Source organism: Pseudomonas reidholzensis, assembly GCF_900536025.1.
GTDB classification, from domain to species: domain Bacteria; phylum Pseudomonadota; class Gammaproteobacteria; order Pseudomonadales; family Pseudomonadaceae; genus Aquipseudomonas; species Aquipseudomonas reidholzensis.
In genome coordinates this window covers 1-16172 of sequence record NZ_UNOZ01000002.1, presented here as the reverse complement: position 1 = coordinate 16172, position 16172 = coordinate 1, and the positions used below count along the sequence as shown (strand labels likewise).

Below are 16172 nucleotides of genomic sequence, written 5' to 3'. Positions count from 1 at the left end.
TGAGCCTGGGCCTGGGGTGGGCGGTTTTTTCCAGTGCTCACTCAAGCTTTAGTTGTATTACGCAGCTGGCGCCAGCTTGGCATGGGTGAAACCTATTTGAAACACTTGCCCCGCCTTCGCCCTGCCGGAACGGCCATGAAAAAAGGCCCCGAGGGGCCTTTTTGTGCTGCGCGTCCCAGTCTTACTGACCCGGGATGTCCTTGCGCAGTTTCACCGCATCGTGCTCGGTGCCCTGCTTGCGAGCCCGCGCCGTGCGCATGCGGATGTTGATGGCTTCGACGGCCAGCGAGAACGCCATGGCGAAGTAGACGTAGCCTTTTGGCACATGCACGTCGAAAGATTCGGCGATCAACACGGTACCGACGACGATCAGGAACGAAAGCGCGAGCATCTTCAGCGACGGGTGCTTGTCGATGAAGTTACTGATGGCGCCGGCGCAGAGCATCATCACCAGCACTGCGACGACGATCGCGGCGATCATCACCGGCACGTGCGAGACCATGCCCACGGCCGTGATCACCGAGTCCAGCGAGAACACGATGTCGATGATGGCGATCTGGATGATGGTGTAGATGAACTTGCCGCCGGCACCCTTGGGTGCGTCGGCGTTTTCGTCTTCGCCTTCCAGGCCGTGGTAGATCTCTTGCGAGCTCTTCCACAGGAGGAACAGGCCACCAAAGAACAGGATCAGGTCGCGGCCCGAGATGCCCTGGCCGAACACTTCGAACAGGTCGGCGGTGAGGCGCATGACCCAGGTGATCGACAGCAGCAGGAGGATCCGCGTGACCATGGCCAGGGCCAGGCCGAAGATCCGGGTGCGCGGCTGCATGTGCTTGGGCATGCGGCTGACCAGGATCGAGATCATGATGATGTTGTCGATACCGAGCACGATCTCAAGCGCGGTGAGGGTGAAAAAGGCAACCCAGATTTCCGGGCTGGTCAGCCATTCCATGTGTCTTCCTTCGAACGTAAAAGGCGATGCGCCCGGGCAGGGCGCATCGCGGTGGGGCGTCAGTAATTACAGACTGCTGAACAGCGGGAAAGTCCCCAGCAGCAGCGCGGCGAGCATTATGCACATGCACACCAGCACTGCCCACTTGAGCGTGAAGCGCTGATGGTCGCCGAATTCGATGCCGGCCAGCGCTACCAGCAAGTAGGTCGAGGGTACCAGCGGGCTGAGCAGGTGTACCGGTTGTCCGACGATCGACGCGCGGGCCATTTCCACCGGGCTGATGCCGTAGTGGCTGGCGGCTTCGGCCAGTACCGGCAGCACGCCGTAGTAGAACGCGTCGTTGGACATGAAGAAGGTGAACGGCATGCTGACGATCGCGGTGATCACCGCCAGGTATGGGCCGAGCGCGTCCGGAATCACCGCCAGCAGGCTTTTCGACATGGCTTCGACCATGCCGGTGCCGGACAGGATGCCGGTGAAGATACCGGCGGCGAAGATCAGCCCGGTCACGGCCAGGACGCTGCCGGCGTGGGCCGAGATGCGGTCCTTCTGCTGCTGCAGGCACGGGTAGTTGACGATCATGGCGATACTGAAGGCCACCATGAACAGCACCGGCAGTGGCAGCAGGCCGGCGATCAGCGCGACCATCAGGGCCAGGGTCAGCGCGCCGTTGAACCAGATCAGCTTCGGCCGACGGGCTTCAGGGAACTGCGAGACGCTGATTTCGCTGTGGTCGATGTCGTCGGTCGGCAGGTGCAGCTCGCCGAGGCGGGCACGCTCGCGCTTGCCGTACATATAGGCGATGGCGAGGATGGCGATCACGCCAAAGGCCATGGCCGGGATCATCGGCACGAAGATGTCCGACGGGTCGACGTGCAGGGCGCTGGCCGCGCGCGCGGTCGGGCCACCCCACGGGGTCATGTTCATCACCCCACCGGCCAGGATGATCAGGCCGGCCATGATCCGCGGGCTCATGCCCAGGCGGCTGTACAGCGGCAACATGGCCGCACAGCAGATCATGTAGGTGGTCGCGCCGTCACCGTCGAGCGAGACCACCAGGGCCAGCACCGCGGTACCGACCGAGACTTTCAGCGGGTCACCCTTGACCGCCTTGAGGATCAGCCGCACGGCCGGGTCGAACAGGCCGGAGTCGATCATCAGGGCAAAGTACAGAATGGCGAACATCAACATCACGCCGGTCGGCGCGAGCTTGCTGATGCCTTGCAGCATCATCGGCCCGATGTCGGAGGAGAAGCCCCCGAACAGGGCGAACAGGATCGGTACCAGGATCAGCGCGATCAAGGCCGACAGGCGCTTGGTCATGATCAGGTACATGAAGGTGATGACCATGGCAAAGCCGAGGAAGGTCAGCATGGCGATACTCCAGGCGTGGCGCGGCGAATGGGAAAAGACGATTCGGGCGGATCAGCGCGTTGGGCGCTGTGCTTGGAATAGCGCGGGGGGGACTGCGAGAAGGCGGGCACAGGAATACATCAGAATCACCATTGTTGTTGTTGATTGGGCCGGGCGCGGAAGATTCCGGGTGCCCTGGCTGACCGGTCTTGTGCCGGTAGTGCGGCTATCCTATGGGCGCAAGCTTTCAGCCAGCTTTCGCTGCGACAAAGGTGACGAGAGGTAATCATGTCTGAAGTTTTCGAAGGTGGCTGCCATTGCGGCGCCATTCGCTATCGTCTGGAGGGTGATCTGAGCGACATCGCCCATTGCCATTGCTCGATCTGCCGGCGGGTCAGCGGCGGCCTGGTGGTGACCTGGTTGACCCTGCCCAGGAGCGGCTTCCGCTGGCTCAAGGGCCGGCCCCACCTGTATGTGGCGCCGGCCAGCTGCAGTCGGTTTTTCTGTGGCGACTGCGGTGCGCACCTGGCGTTGAGCACACTGCACAGCCCGCAGAGCATCGATGTGACGGTGGCGACGCTGGACCATCCCGAGCGGGTGCGGGCCAATCGGCATATCTGGACCAGCAGCCGGCTGCCTTGGCTGCACCTGGATGAGGACCTGCCTGGAGAGCCCGAGGAGAGCCTCTAGGGCCTCTTCGCGGGTAAACCCGCTCCCACAGGGTTGGCGGTGATCCCTGTGGGAGCGGGTTTACCCGCGAAGGGGACTTGGAAGTTGCCTGAAACCGTCAGGGCAACTGCAAGCCGCCCGCCGCCTTGTGCAGCGTACGCAGGTGTTCGCCCACCTGCTTGACGTTGGCCTCCACCGCCGCAATCGCCCTGCCCCGCGCCGGGTCGAGCAGTGCCCTCACCTCTTTGTCCAGGTCAGTGCTCAAGCGCAGCAGTTGCGCCTGGCGCTCGCTGCTGACCTTCTCCAGGTGCTTGCGCTCGTCAGGCTGCGGCAGCCCGTAGCCATCCGTCCCCAGCAGCTCGGCCGGGCGGCTGAGGAAGCCGCTGTTGGCGAGCATCTGCTGCAGCGTCTCGTTGGCCTTGTCGACCGTGCCGTCCTTCAACGCCGTGGCATTCAGGTAGCGCTGCTTGACCTCGTCCTGGGCCAGCAGCAGTTGCCGCCTCAGGGCCGCCTGTTCAAGCAGCAGCAGCGCCGCACTGGTGCGCAGGTTGGCCTGCTGGAACCACGGCCGGCGCTGCTCGGCATCTTGTGCCAGCCAGTCTTCGACCTGCACCTGCTTGATCGGCAACTGCTGGCGCAGCACGTCGAACATGGCCTGGTAGCGGTCGCGGTAGGAGTCGAAGCGGTAACCCAGCCGCAGTGCCTCGCGCGGGTCGTCAAGCACGCTGGTGTCGGCCAGGCCACGGCCTTTGAGCACCGCCAGCAGGCCGTTGGGCATGATGCTGTCGAGGTCGTTGAGGAGTGGGTTGGCGGTGCCGCTGCGCAACAGCTTGAGGCCCTCGACCGCACAGTTGTTGGAGAGGAACCAGTAGTTGCCGTCGTAGCTCCAGTGCATCTCGGCGGCCTGACGCACCAGGTTGTCGACTTCGTCGCGGCTTAGCCTGAGCGGCACCGACGCCAGGCTGCGCAGTTCGGTCTTGGTGTACTCGTCGATCACCTGGCCCAGTGGCAGCACGAACAAGCGTGACGGGTAGGCGCCCACCAGGCCATCCCAGCTGGACAACTGCACGTCATTGACGAAGGCCCGGTACGACAGCACCAGGTGCTGGTCGAGGTCGAGCCGGCAGTCGGGGCCGCGCGGCCGACCCGGCGCGCAGATCACCAGGCGCAGCATGCTGTGGCCCCAGCGGCTGACCAGGTTCTGATTGGCCTCGGCCAGCAGGTAGTCGACCTCATAGACCCGCTCGGGGTCGATCTCGCCCAGCGGCTGGCGGGCGAAGTCATTGCCGGCATTGAGGAACGGCAAGCCTTTGGCACATTCGGCCTGTTGCGGCGCCCAGTCGAAATGATCGTGCAGGTAGCGGTTCAGCGCCGGGCGTCGGCAGGCGTAGCTCGGGTCGAGGAGAAAGTACTCCATGTTGACCGCGATGAATTCCTTGGGGCTGCTCAGCTCATAGGGGTCGGGGCTGCGCACCAGCTGGCGGTTGTGCTGCTCGCGCACGCCACGACGGCCGACGTACTGCGGCCAGCCGGCCAGGTCGAGCAGGCGTGGGTCATCACTGAGGGTGAAGCGGCGCTCGGCCTCACCACGGCACTCTCCAGGCAGGCCGATCAGGCCGAGGCTGTCCTGCTGGCGTTTGCAGCGGGTGATCAGCCGTCGGGTCGGGGTCGGCCACAGGCGGGCGCGGTCGTAGATGTGGGTGACTTCGTGCAGCACAGTGGCCAGCAGCTCTTGGCGAACCGTGCCATGCGGGCGGTCGGTGCGCTCAAGGGCGGCACTGCCGTCGACCAGGCCAGGCAACAGCCGACGGTTCAACGCCAAGGTCGAGACCAGCGACGCCTGACCGTAGGCATCCGCCGGCATGTGCTCACTCCAGCTGACCTCGATGCGTCGGTCGAGCCGCTGTTTGAAGCTGGGCGGGAGTTTTGCCAGTGCTTCGTCGAGCAAGGCCTGGGTGGCCTGCTGTTGTGGCTGATCAAGGCCGCCAGCCTGCAGCTCGAGCTGCAGGTCGGCCAATGCGGGCGTGCCGAGCAGCGTCAGGACGCAGCCCAGCAGCCAGGCACGCGCGCGGGTCTTCACAGGGCGAGGATAGCTTCGGCCAGCATCTGGTCGCTGGCATCACGCGCTTCCGGCACGCGCTGGCGCACGGTGTTGAAGGCCGCTTCGAGCTGCGCGCCGCGGATATCGCCATTGCTGGCGACAAAGCTGGCGGCATCGTCATGCGCGTCCTGCACCACTTTGGAGTCGCGGATCGAGGTGGTGGTGTCCGAGGTGAAGTCGATCGAACGGCCAAAGGCGCGGACGATGATGTTGCTGGTGGCCACCAGGGTCTGCGCATGGGCCAGGTCGGCCAGCAACAACATGCCGAGGGTAGCGGCGATCAGCGATTTACGCATGGAGCATCTCCGAAGGAATACAGGGAGTGAAGTGTTTTATTGGACGAGGATTGCTTGCGCCAGTTCAAGGTCGCCGACAGATTGATAGCGGTGCCCATGGCGCAGCGAGTCCAGCGCCGCCTGCAGGCGTGCGCCGCGGGCCAGGCCGTCGGTGGCGACGAACACCGCAGCATCGTCGCGGGCTTGAAGCACCAGCTTGCGATCGAACGGCGCGGTGGTCACTTTGCTGGTGACATAGCCACTGGCAACCAGGCCTTGAGTGGTGACGTCCATGGCATGGGCGGTGCCCATGCCGGCGAGGGCAAACAGCAGTGGCAGCAGATAACGCATGGAGGTCTGAGGGCTTTTGCTCGGGAGGCGGAGGCTACCCCGCACCCACTGGCCAGTGCCAGTGGGTGCGGGCATGAAGCGTGCGGGTCAGAGCGCGAGGATGGCTTGTGCCAGTTGCGCGTCGCTGGCCTGCAGGGTCGGTGCCTGGTGACGGATGTGGTTGAACGCGCTTTCCAGCTTGGCACCGCGGATCTCGCCTTGGCTGCCGACAAAGCTGGCGGCGTCGTCGCGGGCGGCCTGGACGATCTTGTCGTCACGGAACGACGACGACACGTCGGAAGTGGCGTCAGTGGAAGCGGCAACCGCACCCACCACCGCGTCGGTGGTCACGATGAAGCTGGTGGCATTGGCGGTGCCGGCCAGGGTCAACAACAGGGCGGCGCCAAGCAAGTGGTTACGGGACATGGTCGGAGACTCCTGCAGATAAGGGCGGGGTGTTTCTGGTTATCGGACGTTCGCGCGGCCTGTCACGGTACTTTATTTGCCGAGCGGTTCAAGCAAGCGTAACACGCGGTGCTGTTAGCAGATGTGACCAAGAGGTCATGCTGTAACTGTACCTGTTGTTTTATAGATTTATAAAACTGTACCTATAGTGGCTTCAGGCGCTCTACATCAGGCGTTTGAAACAAAAAACCCGTCGCAGTTCCCTGCGACGGGTTTTTGGAATTCGCGGTGCCGGCCGCAGCCGGCAAGCCGGAGCTTAGCGCCAGAAAGGCTTGCTCAGCTCTTCATAACGCTGCGACTCGCTGATGCCGGCGTCTGCCAGGAGGCGACCGTCCAGGCGGGCCAGCTGACGACGGCTGGCAATGCGGCGTTGCCACAGCAGCAGGGTGGAGATAGCGCGCAGTGGCAGCGAAGTGTTGGACTGAGCGTTGCTTTCAAAAACCAGACCGGAACTGAGGGTGCGTTCCATGATGTGTCTTCCTTCCGCTTATGGCGGCATTAGGTAGTGATTTAACTGATGCCAATGATCCTCCTCTCTCGTCCAGAACAGTAGGTACAGTTCACCTGTATTGCGATGGCTCAGTTAACTGCGTAACCGGACTGTTGCACTCAAAATTGGCGTAACTGTACTGGTGTGCTCGATAGTGGTGCGTTTTTCTATCGGCGCTCGGGGGAATGTTGTCAGGAGCGCGATATTTACCAGTACAGTAGTACAGTTTGATTGAGTGCCTGTCTAAAAGTGTATTAGCCGTGGTGCGTGTTGCCATTGCGGACTCAGTACAGGGCCCAAAAGCATCGCGGGCAAGCCCGCTCCTACGGGGGCGTAGGAGCGGGCTTGCCCGCGATGAGGGTGTAACAGCCGCTGTTGGAATCAGCTGGCGAGCATGCGCCCGCTTTCTTCCAGGTTCTCGTGCCAGCTCAGCGCTTCCCGCAGGATATGCGGGGTGTGCCCGCCACGCTGGCAGGCGCGCTCGAAGTAGTCGTCGAGCGCGGCGCGGTAGTCCGGGTGCACACAGTTGTCGATGATCGCCCGGGCGCGCTCGCGCGGCGCCAGGCCACGCAGGTCGGCCAGGCCTTGCTCGGTCACGAGGATATCCACGTCATGCTCGGTATGGTCGACATGGCTGACCATCGGCACCACGCTGGAAATCGCCCCGCCCTTGGCAATCGACTTGGTGACGAACACCGCCAGGTGCGCATTGCGGGCGAAGTCGCCGGAGCCGCCGATGCCGTTCATCATCCGCGTGCCGCAGACGTGGGTCGAGTTGACGTTGCCGTAGATGTCGAACTCCAGCGCGGTGTTGATGCCGATGATGCCCAGGCGGCGGACCACCTCAGGGTGGTTGGAGATTTCCTGCGGGCGCAGCACCAGCTTGTCCTTGTAGCGCTCGAGGTTGCCGAACACATCGGCGTTGCGCCGGCTCGACAGGGTGATCGAGCTGCCCGAGGCGAAGCTCAGCTTGCCGGCGTCGATCAGGTCGAAGGTCGAGTCCTGGAGGACTTCGGAGTACATGGTCAGGTCTTCGAACGGCGAGTCGATCAAACCGCACATCACCGCGTTGGCGATGCTGCCGATGCCGGCCTGCAGCGGGCCGAGTTTGTTGGTCATGCGCCCTTCTGCCACTTCACCCTTGAGGAAGTTGATCAGGTGATCGGCGATGCCCTGCGTCTCATGGTCCGGCGGCAGCACGGTGGACGGCGAGTCGGGCTGGTCGCTGATGACGATGGCGACGATCTTGGCCGGGTCGATCGGGATCGCGCCGCTGCCGATGCGGTCGTCCACCTTGACCAGCGGGATCGGTGTGCGGGTTGGGCGGTAGGTGGGGATATAGATGTCGTGCAACCCTTCCAGGTTCGGGTTGTGCGAGAGGTTGATCTCGACGATCACCTGCTTGGCAAAGATCGCGAAGCTGGCCGAGTTGCCCACCGAGGTGGTCGGCACGATATGGCCCTCTTCTGTGATCGCCACCGCTTCGATGACCGCGATGTCCGGCAGGGTCAGCTGCTTGTTGCGCAGCTGCTCGACGGTTTCCGAGAGGTGCTGGTCGATGAACATCACCTTGCCGTCATTGATGGCCTTGCGCAGGGTGCTGTCGACCTGGAACGGCATGCGCCGGGCCAGTACACCGGCCTCGGTCAGTTGCTTGTCGAGGTCGTTGCCCAGGCTGGCGCCGGTCATCAGGCTGATTTTCAGCGGCGAGACTTTGGCCCGCTCGGCGAGGGCATGCGGTACGGCCTTGGCTTCGCCGGCGCGGGTAAAGCCGCTCATGCCGACGGTCATGCCGTCCTCGATCAGGCCAGCGGCATCGGCCGCACTCATTACCTTGCTGTGCAGGGAGGACAAGCGGATACGATCACGGTACATGGATTGTTATCTCAGGCTACTCAAGCTAGATGCGCAGTCTAGTGTGTTCGCCTTGCTCCGTCCCACGACCATGGTCGTATGAGAAGGCCTGCGATAGAGCCGTTGATCTGGATCAGCCAGATGCAAAAAGCCCCCGGGAATACATCGCCGGGGGCTCATGACGCGCGCGCTCTATATATAGAGGCGTTATTCGACAGCCTTGACCATGTCTTCGATGACCTTCTTGGCATCACCGAAGACCATCATGGTCTTGTCCAGGTAGAACAGCTCGTTGTCCAGGCCCGCATAGCCACTGGCCATGGAGCGCTTGTTGACGATGATGGTCTTGGCTTTGTAGGCCTCGAGGATCGGCATCCCGGCGATCGGCGACTTCGGATCGTTTTTCGCCGCCGGGTTGACCACGTCGTTGGCGCCCAGCACCAGCACCACGTCGGCCTGGCCGAACTCGGCGTTGATGTCTTCCATCTCGAACACCTGGTCGTAAGGCACTTCGGCCTCGGCCAGCAGCACGTTCATGTGCCCAGGCATGCGCCCGGCAACCGGGTGGATCGCATACTTCACGGTCACGCCGTTGTGGATCAGCTTCTCGGTCAGCTCCTTCAGCGCATGCTGCGCGCGTGCCACCGCCAGGCCGTAGCCAGGGACGATGATCACGGTGTCGGCGTTGCTCAGGAGGAAGGTCGCATCGTCGGCCGAACCGGACTTGACCGGGCGCTGCTCCTTGGTACCGGTCGCGGCACCGGTGTCGGCTTCGCCGCCGAAGCCGCCGAGGATGACGTTGAAGAACGAGCGGTTCATCGCCTTGCACATGATGTACGAGAGGATCGCACCGCTCGAGCCGACCAGCGAACCGGCAATGATCAGCATCGAGTTGTTCAGCGAGAAGCCGATACCCGCCGCCGCCCAGCCCGAGTAGCTGTTGAGCATCGACACCACCACCGGCATGTCGGCGCCGCCGATCGGGATGATGATCAGCACGCCCATGATGAACGCCAGGGCGAGCATCAGGGTGAAGGCGCTGTAGTGACCGGTAAAGGTGAACAGCAGGCCCAGGGCGATGGTGGTGATGCCGAGGATCAGGTTCAGCTTGTGCTGGCCGGCGAACTGTACCGGTGCGCCCTGGAACAGGCGGAACTTGTACTTGCCCGACAGCTTGCCGAAGGCGATCACCGAGCCGGAGAAGGTCACCGCACCGATGGCCGCACCGAGGAACAGCTCCAGGCGGTTACCGGTCGGGATCGGGTCGCTGATCGCGGCGACGATACCCATCGACTGCGGCTCGAGCACGGCGGCAATGGCAATGAACACCGCTGCCAGGCCGATCATGCTGTGCATGAAGGCGACCAGCTCGGGCATCTTGGTCATCTCGACGCGCTTGGCCATGATCGAGCCGGCCGTGCCGCCGATCAGCAAGCCGAGCAGCACGTAACCGATGCCGGCGGTGGCCAGTTCGGAGCCGAGCTTGTAGATCAGGCCGACCGTGGTGAGCATCGCGATGCCCATGCCGATCATGCCGAACAGGTTGCCCCGGCGCGACGTGGTCGGGTGCGACAAGCCCTTCAGTGCCTGGATGAAGCAGATTGAAGCGACCAGGTAGAGCAGCGTTACCAGATTCATGCTCATGGTTACTTCTTCGCCTCGTGCTTGGTTTTCTTCTTGAACATTTCCAGCATGCGCCGGGTGACCAGGAAGCCACCGAACACATTGACTGCGGCCAGGGCCACGGCCAGCGTGCCCATGACCTTGCCGGCCGGGGTCACGGTCAGTGCCGCGGCGAGCATGGCGCCGACGATGACGATCGCGGAAATGGCGTTTGTCACCGCCATCAGCGGCGTGTGCAGCGCTGGGGTGACGTTCCAGACCACGTGGTAACCGACATAGATGGCCAGCACGAAGATGATCAGGTTGTAGATGCCGTGGGAAATCAGCATGTCTTCCATAGCCGTGCTCCTTAACCGTTGGTGCGGATGACGTGGCCGTCGCGGCACATCAGGCACGCGGCAACAATGTCATCTTCGAGGTTGATCACCAGTGCGCCGTCCTTGTCGAACAGCAGCTTCGTGAAGTCCAGCAGGTTGCGCGCGTACAGCGCCGAGGCATCCGCGGCGACCTGGGCCGGCAGGTTGGTCGGGCCGACGATGGTCACGCCGTTCTCGACCACCACCTGGTCGGCCACGGTCAGCGGGCAGTTGCCGCCTTGCGCCGCCGCCAGGTCGATGACCACCGAGCCGGGCTTCATCTGAGCCACGGTTTCGGCGCTGAGCAGGGTCGGTGCCTTGCGGCCCGGGATCAGCGCGGTGGTGATGACGATGTCGGCCTGCTTGGCGCGCTCGTGCACGGCCTGCGCCTGGCGTTGCATCCAGCTGGCCGGCATCGGCCGGGCGTAACCGCCGACCCCTTGCGCGCACTCGCGCTCTTCATCGGTCTCGTAGGGCACGTCGAGGAATTTGGCACCGAGCGATTCGATCTGCTCCTTTACCGCTGGGCGTACGTCCGACGCTTCGATCACCGCACCCAGGCGCTTGGCCGTGGCGATGGCCTGCAGGCCGGCAACGCCCGCACCGAGAATCAGCACGCGGGCGGCTTTCACCGTACCGGCGGCGGTCATCAGCATGGGCATGAAGCGCGGATAGTGATGCGCTGCGAGCAACACCGCCTTGTAGCCGGCGATGTTGGCCTGCGACGACAGCACATCGAGGCTCTGCGCCCGCGAGGTCCGCGGCGCGGCTTCGAGGGCGAAGGCGGTAATGCCGCGTGCGGCCATCTTGGCGATGGTTTCGTTGTTGAACGGGTTGAGCATGCCCACCAGCAGGCTGGCGCTGTTGATCAGGGCAAGCTCCTGGTCAGTGGGCGCGACGACCTTGAGCACCAGTTGCGCGCCGAAGGCATCGGCGGCGCTGCCAAGGGAGGCACCCACGGCTTCATAGGCACTGTCCGGAATGCTGGCGTTGAGCCCTGCCCCCCGTTGGACGGTGACCTGATGGCCTTGGGCAATCAGCTTCTTGAGGGTTTCGGGGGTCGCAGCGACCCGCGTCTCGCCCGTCTGCGTCTCGAGAGGAACACCAATCTGCACGACTTTTCTCCTGCGGTGACCTTCTTATCTTTATGAAGCCAGCATTCGCGGGGGTGAATCCGCGGCACTTCGCCAGCACGGCCGTAAGGCTCGAACCCGCCGGATCCCGGGCGGGCGGAGCATTTTGCAGAGGAACACCCAGACCTTCAACCGGTTATGGAGTGATACCAGGGTATTACTACAAGTCACCCTGTGACTCTATGTCGCAAGGGGTGGGGCGCAGCCCGTCAACCATGGGCTATTGGCAGATTAGGGGAGGATTTGGATTTTTTTTGAGAAAATTCGCTGGCAGACCGGTGAATGTCGTAAATCGGCCTGAAACCCGCGCAGTATGCAGGGTTAAGCGGGTTATTCAGGTGTTTAAAATAATTTACTTAAATGCGACAAAACCATATATCTGTAGGTGTTGTAAATAATTGACTACGGAGTCAGGTTGCTCATTCGGCTGCATGCTGCGTGACGTACAGCTGGGCCTCGGCAACCAGCCAGTCGCGGAAGGCGCGCAGTGATGCAGACTCGACCTTGCGCTCGGGAATCATCAGATAGTAGGCCTTGTCGCTCGCCAGCGCATGCCTGTTGGCGACCACCAACCTACCCTGTTGCAACTCGTGCTGGATCAGAAACGGCGGGATCAGGGCCACGCCCATCTCGTGCATGGCGGCCTGGGCGAGCATTGAGAATAGCTCATAGCGTGGGCCGGTCATGTCGCCTTCGATGCTCATGCCGAGGCTGTCGAACCACTGTCGCCAGGCGTACGGGCGAGTGGTCTGCTGCAGCAGGGGCAGTTCGCCGAGGCGCCTGGCGTCGAGCTCGCCCTGCCCCTCCAGCAACGCCGGGCTGCACACCGGCATGGGGTTTTCGCTCATCAGGCGATGGGACTGGGTGCCTGACCAGTCGGCGTCGCCAAAATAGATCGCGGCGTCGAACGGGGTGTCGGCAAACAGGAACGGCCGGGTGCGGTTGGTCAGGTTGACCGTGACCTCCGGATGGCGCTGCTGGAAGCCCTTCAGGCGTGGCAGCAGCCACTGGGTGCCGAAGGTCGGCACTACAGCCAGCTCGATCACGTTGGCGCCTTGCTGGCGCATCACCGACAAGGTGTCGCGCTCTACTGCATCCAGCTGAGCGGATACCTGTCGGCTGTACGACAGGCCCGCTTCGGTGAGCTTTACCCCGCGCCGCGAGCGGCGGAACAGTTCGACGTTGAGAAAGGCCTCCAGCCCGCCGATCTGGCGACAGACGGCGCCCTGGGTCAGGGCCAGCTCGTGGGCAGCCTTGGTAAAGCTCTCGTGGCGCGCCGCGGCCTCGAAGCAGACCAGGGCGGTAGTGCTGGGGATCTTGCGCCGCATGTACGTCAACCTCACTTGTCAGGCGTTATATCTGGCGTTCTGCACCTTCATGGAGTGAGAAAATATCACTAAACAGTGCGCAATCCTCGTTTGTCGCGACGGCCGATCAGGCCTAGGATCAATCCACAAGCATATTGCCCTGCCCTATTTCGAGGATTGCACTCATGGCCGCCAAAGCAAGCTTCAACTGGATCGACCCCCTGTTGCTCGACCAGCAGCTCACTGAAGAAGAGCGCATGGTGCGTGACAGCGCGTATCAGTTTGCCCAGGACAAGCTGGCGCCGCGTGTGATCGAGGCGTTTCGCCATGAGCAGACTGACCCGAAGATCTTCCGCGAGATGGGCGAAATCGGCCTGCTGGGTGCGACCATCCCTGAAGAGTACGGCGGCAGTGGCCTCAACTACGTGTGCTATGGCCTGATTGCGCGTGAAGTCGAGCGCATCGACTCGGGCTACCGCTCGATGATGAGCGTGCAGTCATCCCTGGTGATGGTGCCGATCAACGAATTCGGCAGCACCGAGCAGAAACAGAAGTACCTGCCCAAGCTCGCCACGGGCGAGTGGATCGGCTGCTTTGGCCTGACCGAGCCCAACCACGGCTCCGACCCGGGCGCGATGATCACCCGGGCACGCAAGGTCGACGGTGGCTACCGCCTGAGCGGCAGCAAGATGTGGATCACCAACAGCCCGATCGCCGATGTGTTCGTGGTCTGGGCCAAGGACGATGCCGGCGATATCCGTGGCTTCATCCTCGAAAAAGGCTGGCAGGGTCTAAGTGCCCCGGCGATTCACGGCAAGGTCGGCCTGCGGGCTTCGATCACCGGCGAGATCGTCATGGACAACGTGTTCGTCCCTGAGGAGAACATCTTCCCTGAAGTGCGTGGCCTCAAAGGCCCGTTCACCTGCCTCAACTCGGCCCGCTATGGCATCTCCTGGGGCGCTCTGGGCGCAGCGGAAGCCTGCTGGCACACGGCGCGCCAGTACACCCTGGACCGCCAGCAGTTTGGCCGCCCCCTGGCCGCCAACCAGCTGATCCAGAAGAAGCTGGCCGACATGCAGACCGAGATCACCCTGGGCCTGCAGGGCTGCCTGCGCCTGGGGCGGATGAAGGACGAGGGCACTGCGGCCGTCGAGATCACCTCGCTGATGAAGCGCAACTCCTGTGGCAAGGCCCTGGATGTCGCTCGCCTGGCGCGTGACATGCTCGGTGGCAACGGTATCTCCGACGAGTTCGGCGTGGCCCGTCACCTGGTCAACCTCGAGGTGGTCAACACCTATGAAGGCACCCACGACATTCACGCGCTGATCCTCGGCCGTGCCCAGACCGGCATCCAGGCGTTCTATTAATAGAGGAGCCAGGCCATGGGGGCGTTATCTCATCTGCGCGTGCTGGACCTGTCGCGTGTACTGGCCGGGCCATGGTCCGGCCAGATCCTCGCCGACCTTGGGGCTGACGTGATCAAGGTCGAGCGTCCGGGGGCGGGTGACGACACGCGCGCCTGGGGGCCGCCCTTCCTCAAGGATGCCTATGGCGAGAACACCAGCGAGGCGGCCTACTACCTGTCCGCCAACCGTAACAAGCGCTCGGTGACCATCGACTTCACCCAGGCTGAAGGCCAGCGCCTGGTGCGCGAGCTGGCAGCGAAGTCGGACATCGTCATCGAGAACTTCAAGGTCGGTGGGTTGGCCGCCTATGGCCTGGACTACGCCAGCCTGAAAGCGCTCAACCCGAAGCTTATCTATTGCTCGATCACCGGCTTCGGTCAGACCGGGCCGTACGCCAAGCGTGCCGGCTATGACTTCATGATCCAGGGGCTGGGTGGCTTGATGAGCCTGACCGGTCGGCCGGAGGGCGACGAAGGTGCTGGCCCGGTGAAGGTCGGTGTGGCCCTGACCGATATCCTCACCGGCCTGTACTCGACGGTGGCGATCCTGGCCGCCCTCGCCCACCGTGATCAGGCCGGGGTTGGTCAGCATATCGATATGGCCTTGCTGGATGTGCAGGTGGCTTGCCTGGCCAACCAGGCAATGAACTACCTCACCACCGGTACCCCGCCACGGCGCCTGGGTAATGCGCACCCTAATATCGTGCCGTATCAGGACTTCCCCACTGCCGATGGCGACTTCATCCTCACGGTGGGTAACGATGGCCAGTTCCGCAAATTCGCCGAAGTGGCCGGGCAGCCGCAGTGGGCGGATGACCCGCGCTTCGTGACCAACAAGCTGCGGGTGGCCAACCGTGCCGAGCTGATCCCGCTGATTCGCCAGGCCACGGTGTTCAAGACCACGGCGCAGTGGGTCAGTGAGCTGGAGAAGGCCGGGGTGCCGTGTGGGCCGATCAACGACCTGGGGCAGATGTTCCAGGACCCTCAGGTGGTGGCCCGCGGGTTGGCGCTGAGCATCCCTCATCCATTGGCTGGCAGCGTGCCGCAGGTGGCGAGCCCTATTCGGCTGTCCGAGACGCCGGTGGAGTATCGCCAGGCGCCTCCTCTTCTAGGCGAGCACACCGAAGCCGTGCTGGCTGAGGTGCTGGGGTTGGATGCGCAGGCGGTGCAGCGTTTGCGTGGTGCGGGGGTGCTCTGACTTTTCCCTTCTATATAGAAGCGCCGGCGAGGCACGCTTATGGCGCCCTCTGCCGCTCATTTCAGCAATAGTGCGGTTTATTGAAATTAACGGTTGACGCCCTCTCAGATCCCCTTATAATGCGCCCCACTTCCAGCGTAGTTGGAACGGAAAACTCCTTGAGTTTCAATGAGTTAGAAGTTTTAGGCAGTATGGAGGTGCTTCGATCGTCTGATCGGCAGCGGTGAAAAAGGCAGTTGACAACAGCGTGTAACGCTGTAGAATTCGCCTCCCGCTACGAGAGATCGCAGCGAGCCAAGTGTTTGAAGTTGAACGAGATTCTCGCAGAAAACTTCAAAATAAACGCTTGACAGGCTCTGAGGAAAGCGTAGAATGCGCGCCTCGGTTGAGACGAAAAGTTCTTAACCAACCGCTCTTTAACAAATTGAATCAAGCAATTCGTGTGGGTGCTTGTGAGTATGGTTTGATAGTCGCCAAGATTATCAGCATCACAAGTGGCCACATGAGAAATCATAGTAGTCATTTGAGATTGCTGAGCCAAGTTTAGGGTTTCTTAAAAACCCAAGCAGTATTGAACTGAAGAGTTTGATCATGGCTCAGATTGAACGCTGGCGGCAGGCCTAACACATGCAAGTCGAGCGGATGAGAAGAGCTTGCTCTT

Annotated in this window: 15 protein-coding genes and 1 rRNA gene; 4 read left to right on the top strand and 12 right to left on the bottom strand. The window is 62.6% G+C overall.

Annotated elements, in window-relative coordinates:
• Window positions 1-181: 181 nt before the first annotated feature.
• Entirely contained in the window at window positions 182-952 is a 771-nt protein-coding gene (locus CCOS865_RS00170) for a TerC family protein (protein ID WP_119136979.1), read from the bottom strand.
• A 66-nt stretch (window positions 953-1018) separates the two neighbouring features.
• Window positions 1019-2326, bottom strand: a complete 1308-nt coding sequence (locus CCOS865_RS00165; protein ID WP_119136978.1) for a CitMHS family transporter — start codon at window positions 2324-2326, stop codon at window positions 1019-1021.
• A gap of 267 nt (window positions 2327-2593) precedes the next feature.
• Between CCOS865_RS00165 and CCOS865_RS00155 the strand changes: the two genes are divergently transcribed.
• Window positions 2594-2995: a GFA family protein gene (locus tag CCOS865_RS00155; RefSeq protein WP_119136976.1), complete on the top strand. Its 402-nt coding sequence runs from the start codon at window positions 2594-2596 to the stop codon at window positions 2993-2995.
• Between the two features lie 97 nt (window positions 2996-3092).
• On the opposite strand, the gene CCOS865_RS00150 is transcribed toward CCOS865_RS00155, so the two are convergent.
• From CCOS865_RS00150 to CCOS865_RS00105, 10 genes are all read right to left on the bottom strand, one after another.
• Window positions 3093-5054: a DUF7844 domain-containing protein gene (locus CCOS865_RS00150; RefSeq protein ID WP_119136975.1), complete on the bottom strand. Its 1962-nt coding sequence runs from the start codon at window positions 5052-5054 to the stop codon at window positions 3093-3095.
• Window positions 5051-5371: a DUF2388 domain-containing protein gene (locus CCOS865_RS00145; protein ID WP_119136974.1), complete on the bottom strand. Its 321-nt coding sequence runs from the start codon at window positions 5369-5371 to the stop codon at window positions 5051-5053. The genes CCOS865_RS00150 and CCOS865_RS00145 overlap by 4 nt, the downstream gene beginning before the upstream one ends.
• 36 nt (window positions 5372-5407) lie before the next feature.
• On the bottom strand, window positions 5408-5701 hold the full coding sequence (locus CCOS865_RS00140) for a DUF2388 domain-containing protein (protein WP_119136973.1): 294 nt from the start codon (window positions 5699-5701) through the stop codon (window positions 5408-5410).
• Between the two features lie 87 nt (window positions 5702-5788).
• On the bottom strand, window positions 5789-6106 hold the full coding sequence (locus tag CCOS865_RS00135) for a DUF2388 domain-containing protein (protein ID WP_119136972.1): 318 nt from the start codon (window positions 6104-6106) through the stop codon (window positions 5789-5791).
• Between the two features lie 295 nt (window positions 6107-6401).
• Complete coding sequence (locus CCOS865_RS00130) at window positions 6402-6614, bottom strand: DUF1127 domain-containing protein (RefSeq protein WP_119136971.1); 213 nt, start codon at window positions 6612-6614, stop codon at window positions 6402-6404.
• Between the two features lie 402 nt (window positions 6615-7016).
• A complete protein-coding gene (locus CCOS865_RS00125; RefSeq protein ID WP_119136970.1) occupies window positions 7017-8510 on the bottom strand; it encodes an acetyl-CoA hydrolase/transferase family protein in 1494 nt (497 codons plus the stop codon).
• Window positions 8511-8696: 186 nt separating this feature from the next.
• Window positions 8697-10133 (bottom strand): NAD(P)(+) transhydrogenase (Re/Si-specific) subunit beta, encoded by a 1437-nt coding sequence (locus CCOS865_RS00120; protein ID WP_119136969.1) that lies wholly within the window; start codon window positions 10131-10133, stop codon window positions 8697-8699.
• 2 nt (window positions 10134-10135) lie between these two features.
• Window positions 10136-10450: an NAD(P) transhydrogenase subunit alpha part 2 gene (locus CCOS865_RS00115; protein WP_119136968.1), complete on the bottom strand. Its 315-nt coding sequence runs from the start codon at window positions 10448-10450 to the stop codon at window positions 10136-10138.
• An 11-nt stretch (window positions 10451-10461) separates the two neighbouring features.
• Window positions 10462-11583, bottom strand: coding sequence for a Re/Si-specific NAD(P)(+) transhydrogenase subunit alpha (locus tag CCOS865_RS00110; RefSeq protein WP_119136967.1), 1122 nt, complete (start codon window positions 11581-11583; stop codon window positions 10462-10464).
• A gap of 437 nt (window positions 11584-12020) precedes the next feature.
• Window positions 12021-12929, bottom strand: a complete 909-nt coding sequence (locus CCOS865_RS00105) for a LysR family transcriptional regulator (protein ID WP_119136966.1) — start codon at window positions 12927-12929, stop codon at window positions 12021-12023.
• Between the two features lie 164 nt (window positions 12930-13093).
• Here CCOS865_RS00105 and CCOS865_RS00100 point away from each other — a divergent pair, with 164 nt between their 5' ends.
• The 3 genes from CCOS865_RS00100 to CCOS865_RS00090 form a co-directional block, all read left to right on the top strand.
• Window positions 13094-14275: an acyl-CoA dehydrogenase gene (locus CCOS865_RS00100; RefSeq protein WP_119136965.1), complete on the top strand. Its 1182-nt coding sequence runs from the start codon at window positions 13094-13096 to the stop codon at window positions 14273-14275.
• A 15-nt stretch (window positions 14276-14290) separates the two neighbouring features.
• Window positions 14291-15511 carry a CaiB/BaiF CoA transferase family protein gene (locus CCOS865_RS00095; protein WP_119136964.1) on the top strand — a complete coding sequence of 407 codons (1221 nt, stop codon included), beginning with the start codon at window positions 14291-14293 and terminating at the stop codon, window positions 15509-15511.
• 573 nt (window positions 15512-16084) lie between these two features.
• A 16S ribosomal RNA gene (locus tag CCOS865_RS00090) occupies window positions 16085-16172 on the top strand; the annotation flags it as partial.

Coding starts and splice junctions, on each gene's coding strand:
- CCOS865_RS00170 (WP_119136979.1), bottom strand. CDS start 952: ATGGAATGGCTGACCAGCCCGGAAATCTGGGTTGCCTTTTTCACCCTC.
- CCOS865_RS00165 (WP_119136978.1), bottom strand. CDS start 2,326: ATGCTGACCTTCCTCGGCTTTGCCATGGTCATCACCTTCATGTACCTG.
- CCOS865_RS00155 (WP_119136976.1), top strand. CDS start 2,594: ATGTCTGAAGTTTTCGAAGGTGGCTGCCATTGCGGCGCCATTCGCTAT.
- CCOS865_RS00145 (WP_119136974.1), bottom strand. CDS start 5,371: ATGCGTAAATCGCTGATCGCCGCTACCCTCGGCATGTTGTTGCTGGCC.
- CCOS865_RS00140 (WP_119136973.1), bottom strand. CDS start 5,701: ATGCGTTATCTGCTGCCACTGCTGTTTGCCCTCGCCGGCATGGGCACC.
- CCOS865_RS00135 (WP_119136972.1), bottom strand. CDS start 6,106: ATGTCCCGTAACCACTTGCTTGGCGCCGCCCTGTTGTTGACCCTGGCC.
- CCOS865_RS00130 (WP_119136971.1), bottom strand. CDS start 6,614: ATGGAACGCACCCTCAGTTCCGGTCTGGTTTTTGAAAGCAACGCTCAG.
- CCOS865_RS00125 (WP_119136970.1), bottom strand. CDS start 8,510: ATGTACCGTGATCGTATCCGCTTGTCCTCCCTGCACAGCAAGGTAATG.
- CCOS865_RS00120 (WP_119136969.1), bottom strand. CDS start 10,133: ATGAGCATGAATCTGGTAACGCTGCTCTACCTGGTCGCTTCAATCTGC.
- CCOS865_RS00115 (WP_119136968.1), bottom strand. CDS start 10,450: ATGGAAGACATGCTGATTTCCCACGGCATCTACAACCTGATCATCTTC.
- CCOS865_RS00105 (WP_119136966.1), bottom strand. CDS start 12,929: ATGCGGCGCAAGATCCCCAGCACTACCGCCCTGGTCTGCTTCGAGGCC.
- CCOS865_RS00100 (WP_119136965.1), top strand. CDS start 13,094: ATGGCCGCCAAAGCAAGCTTCAACTGGATCGACCCCCTGTTGCTCGAC.
- CCOS865_RS00095 (WP_119136964.1), top strand. CDS start 14,291: ATGGGGGCGTTATCTCATCTGCGCGTGCTGGACCTGTCGCGTGTACTG.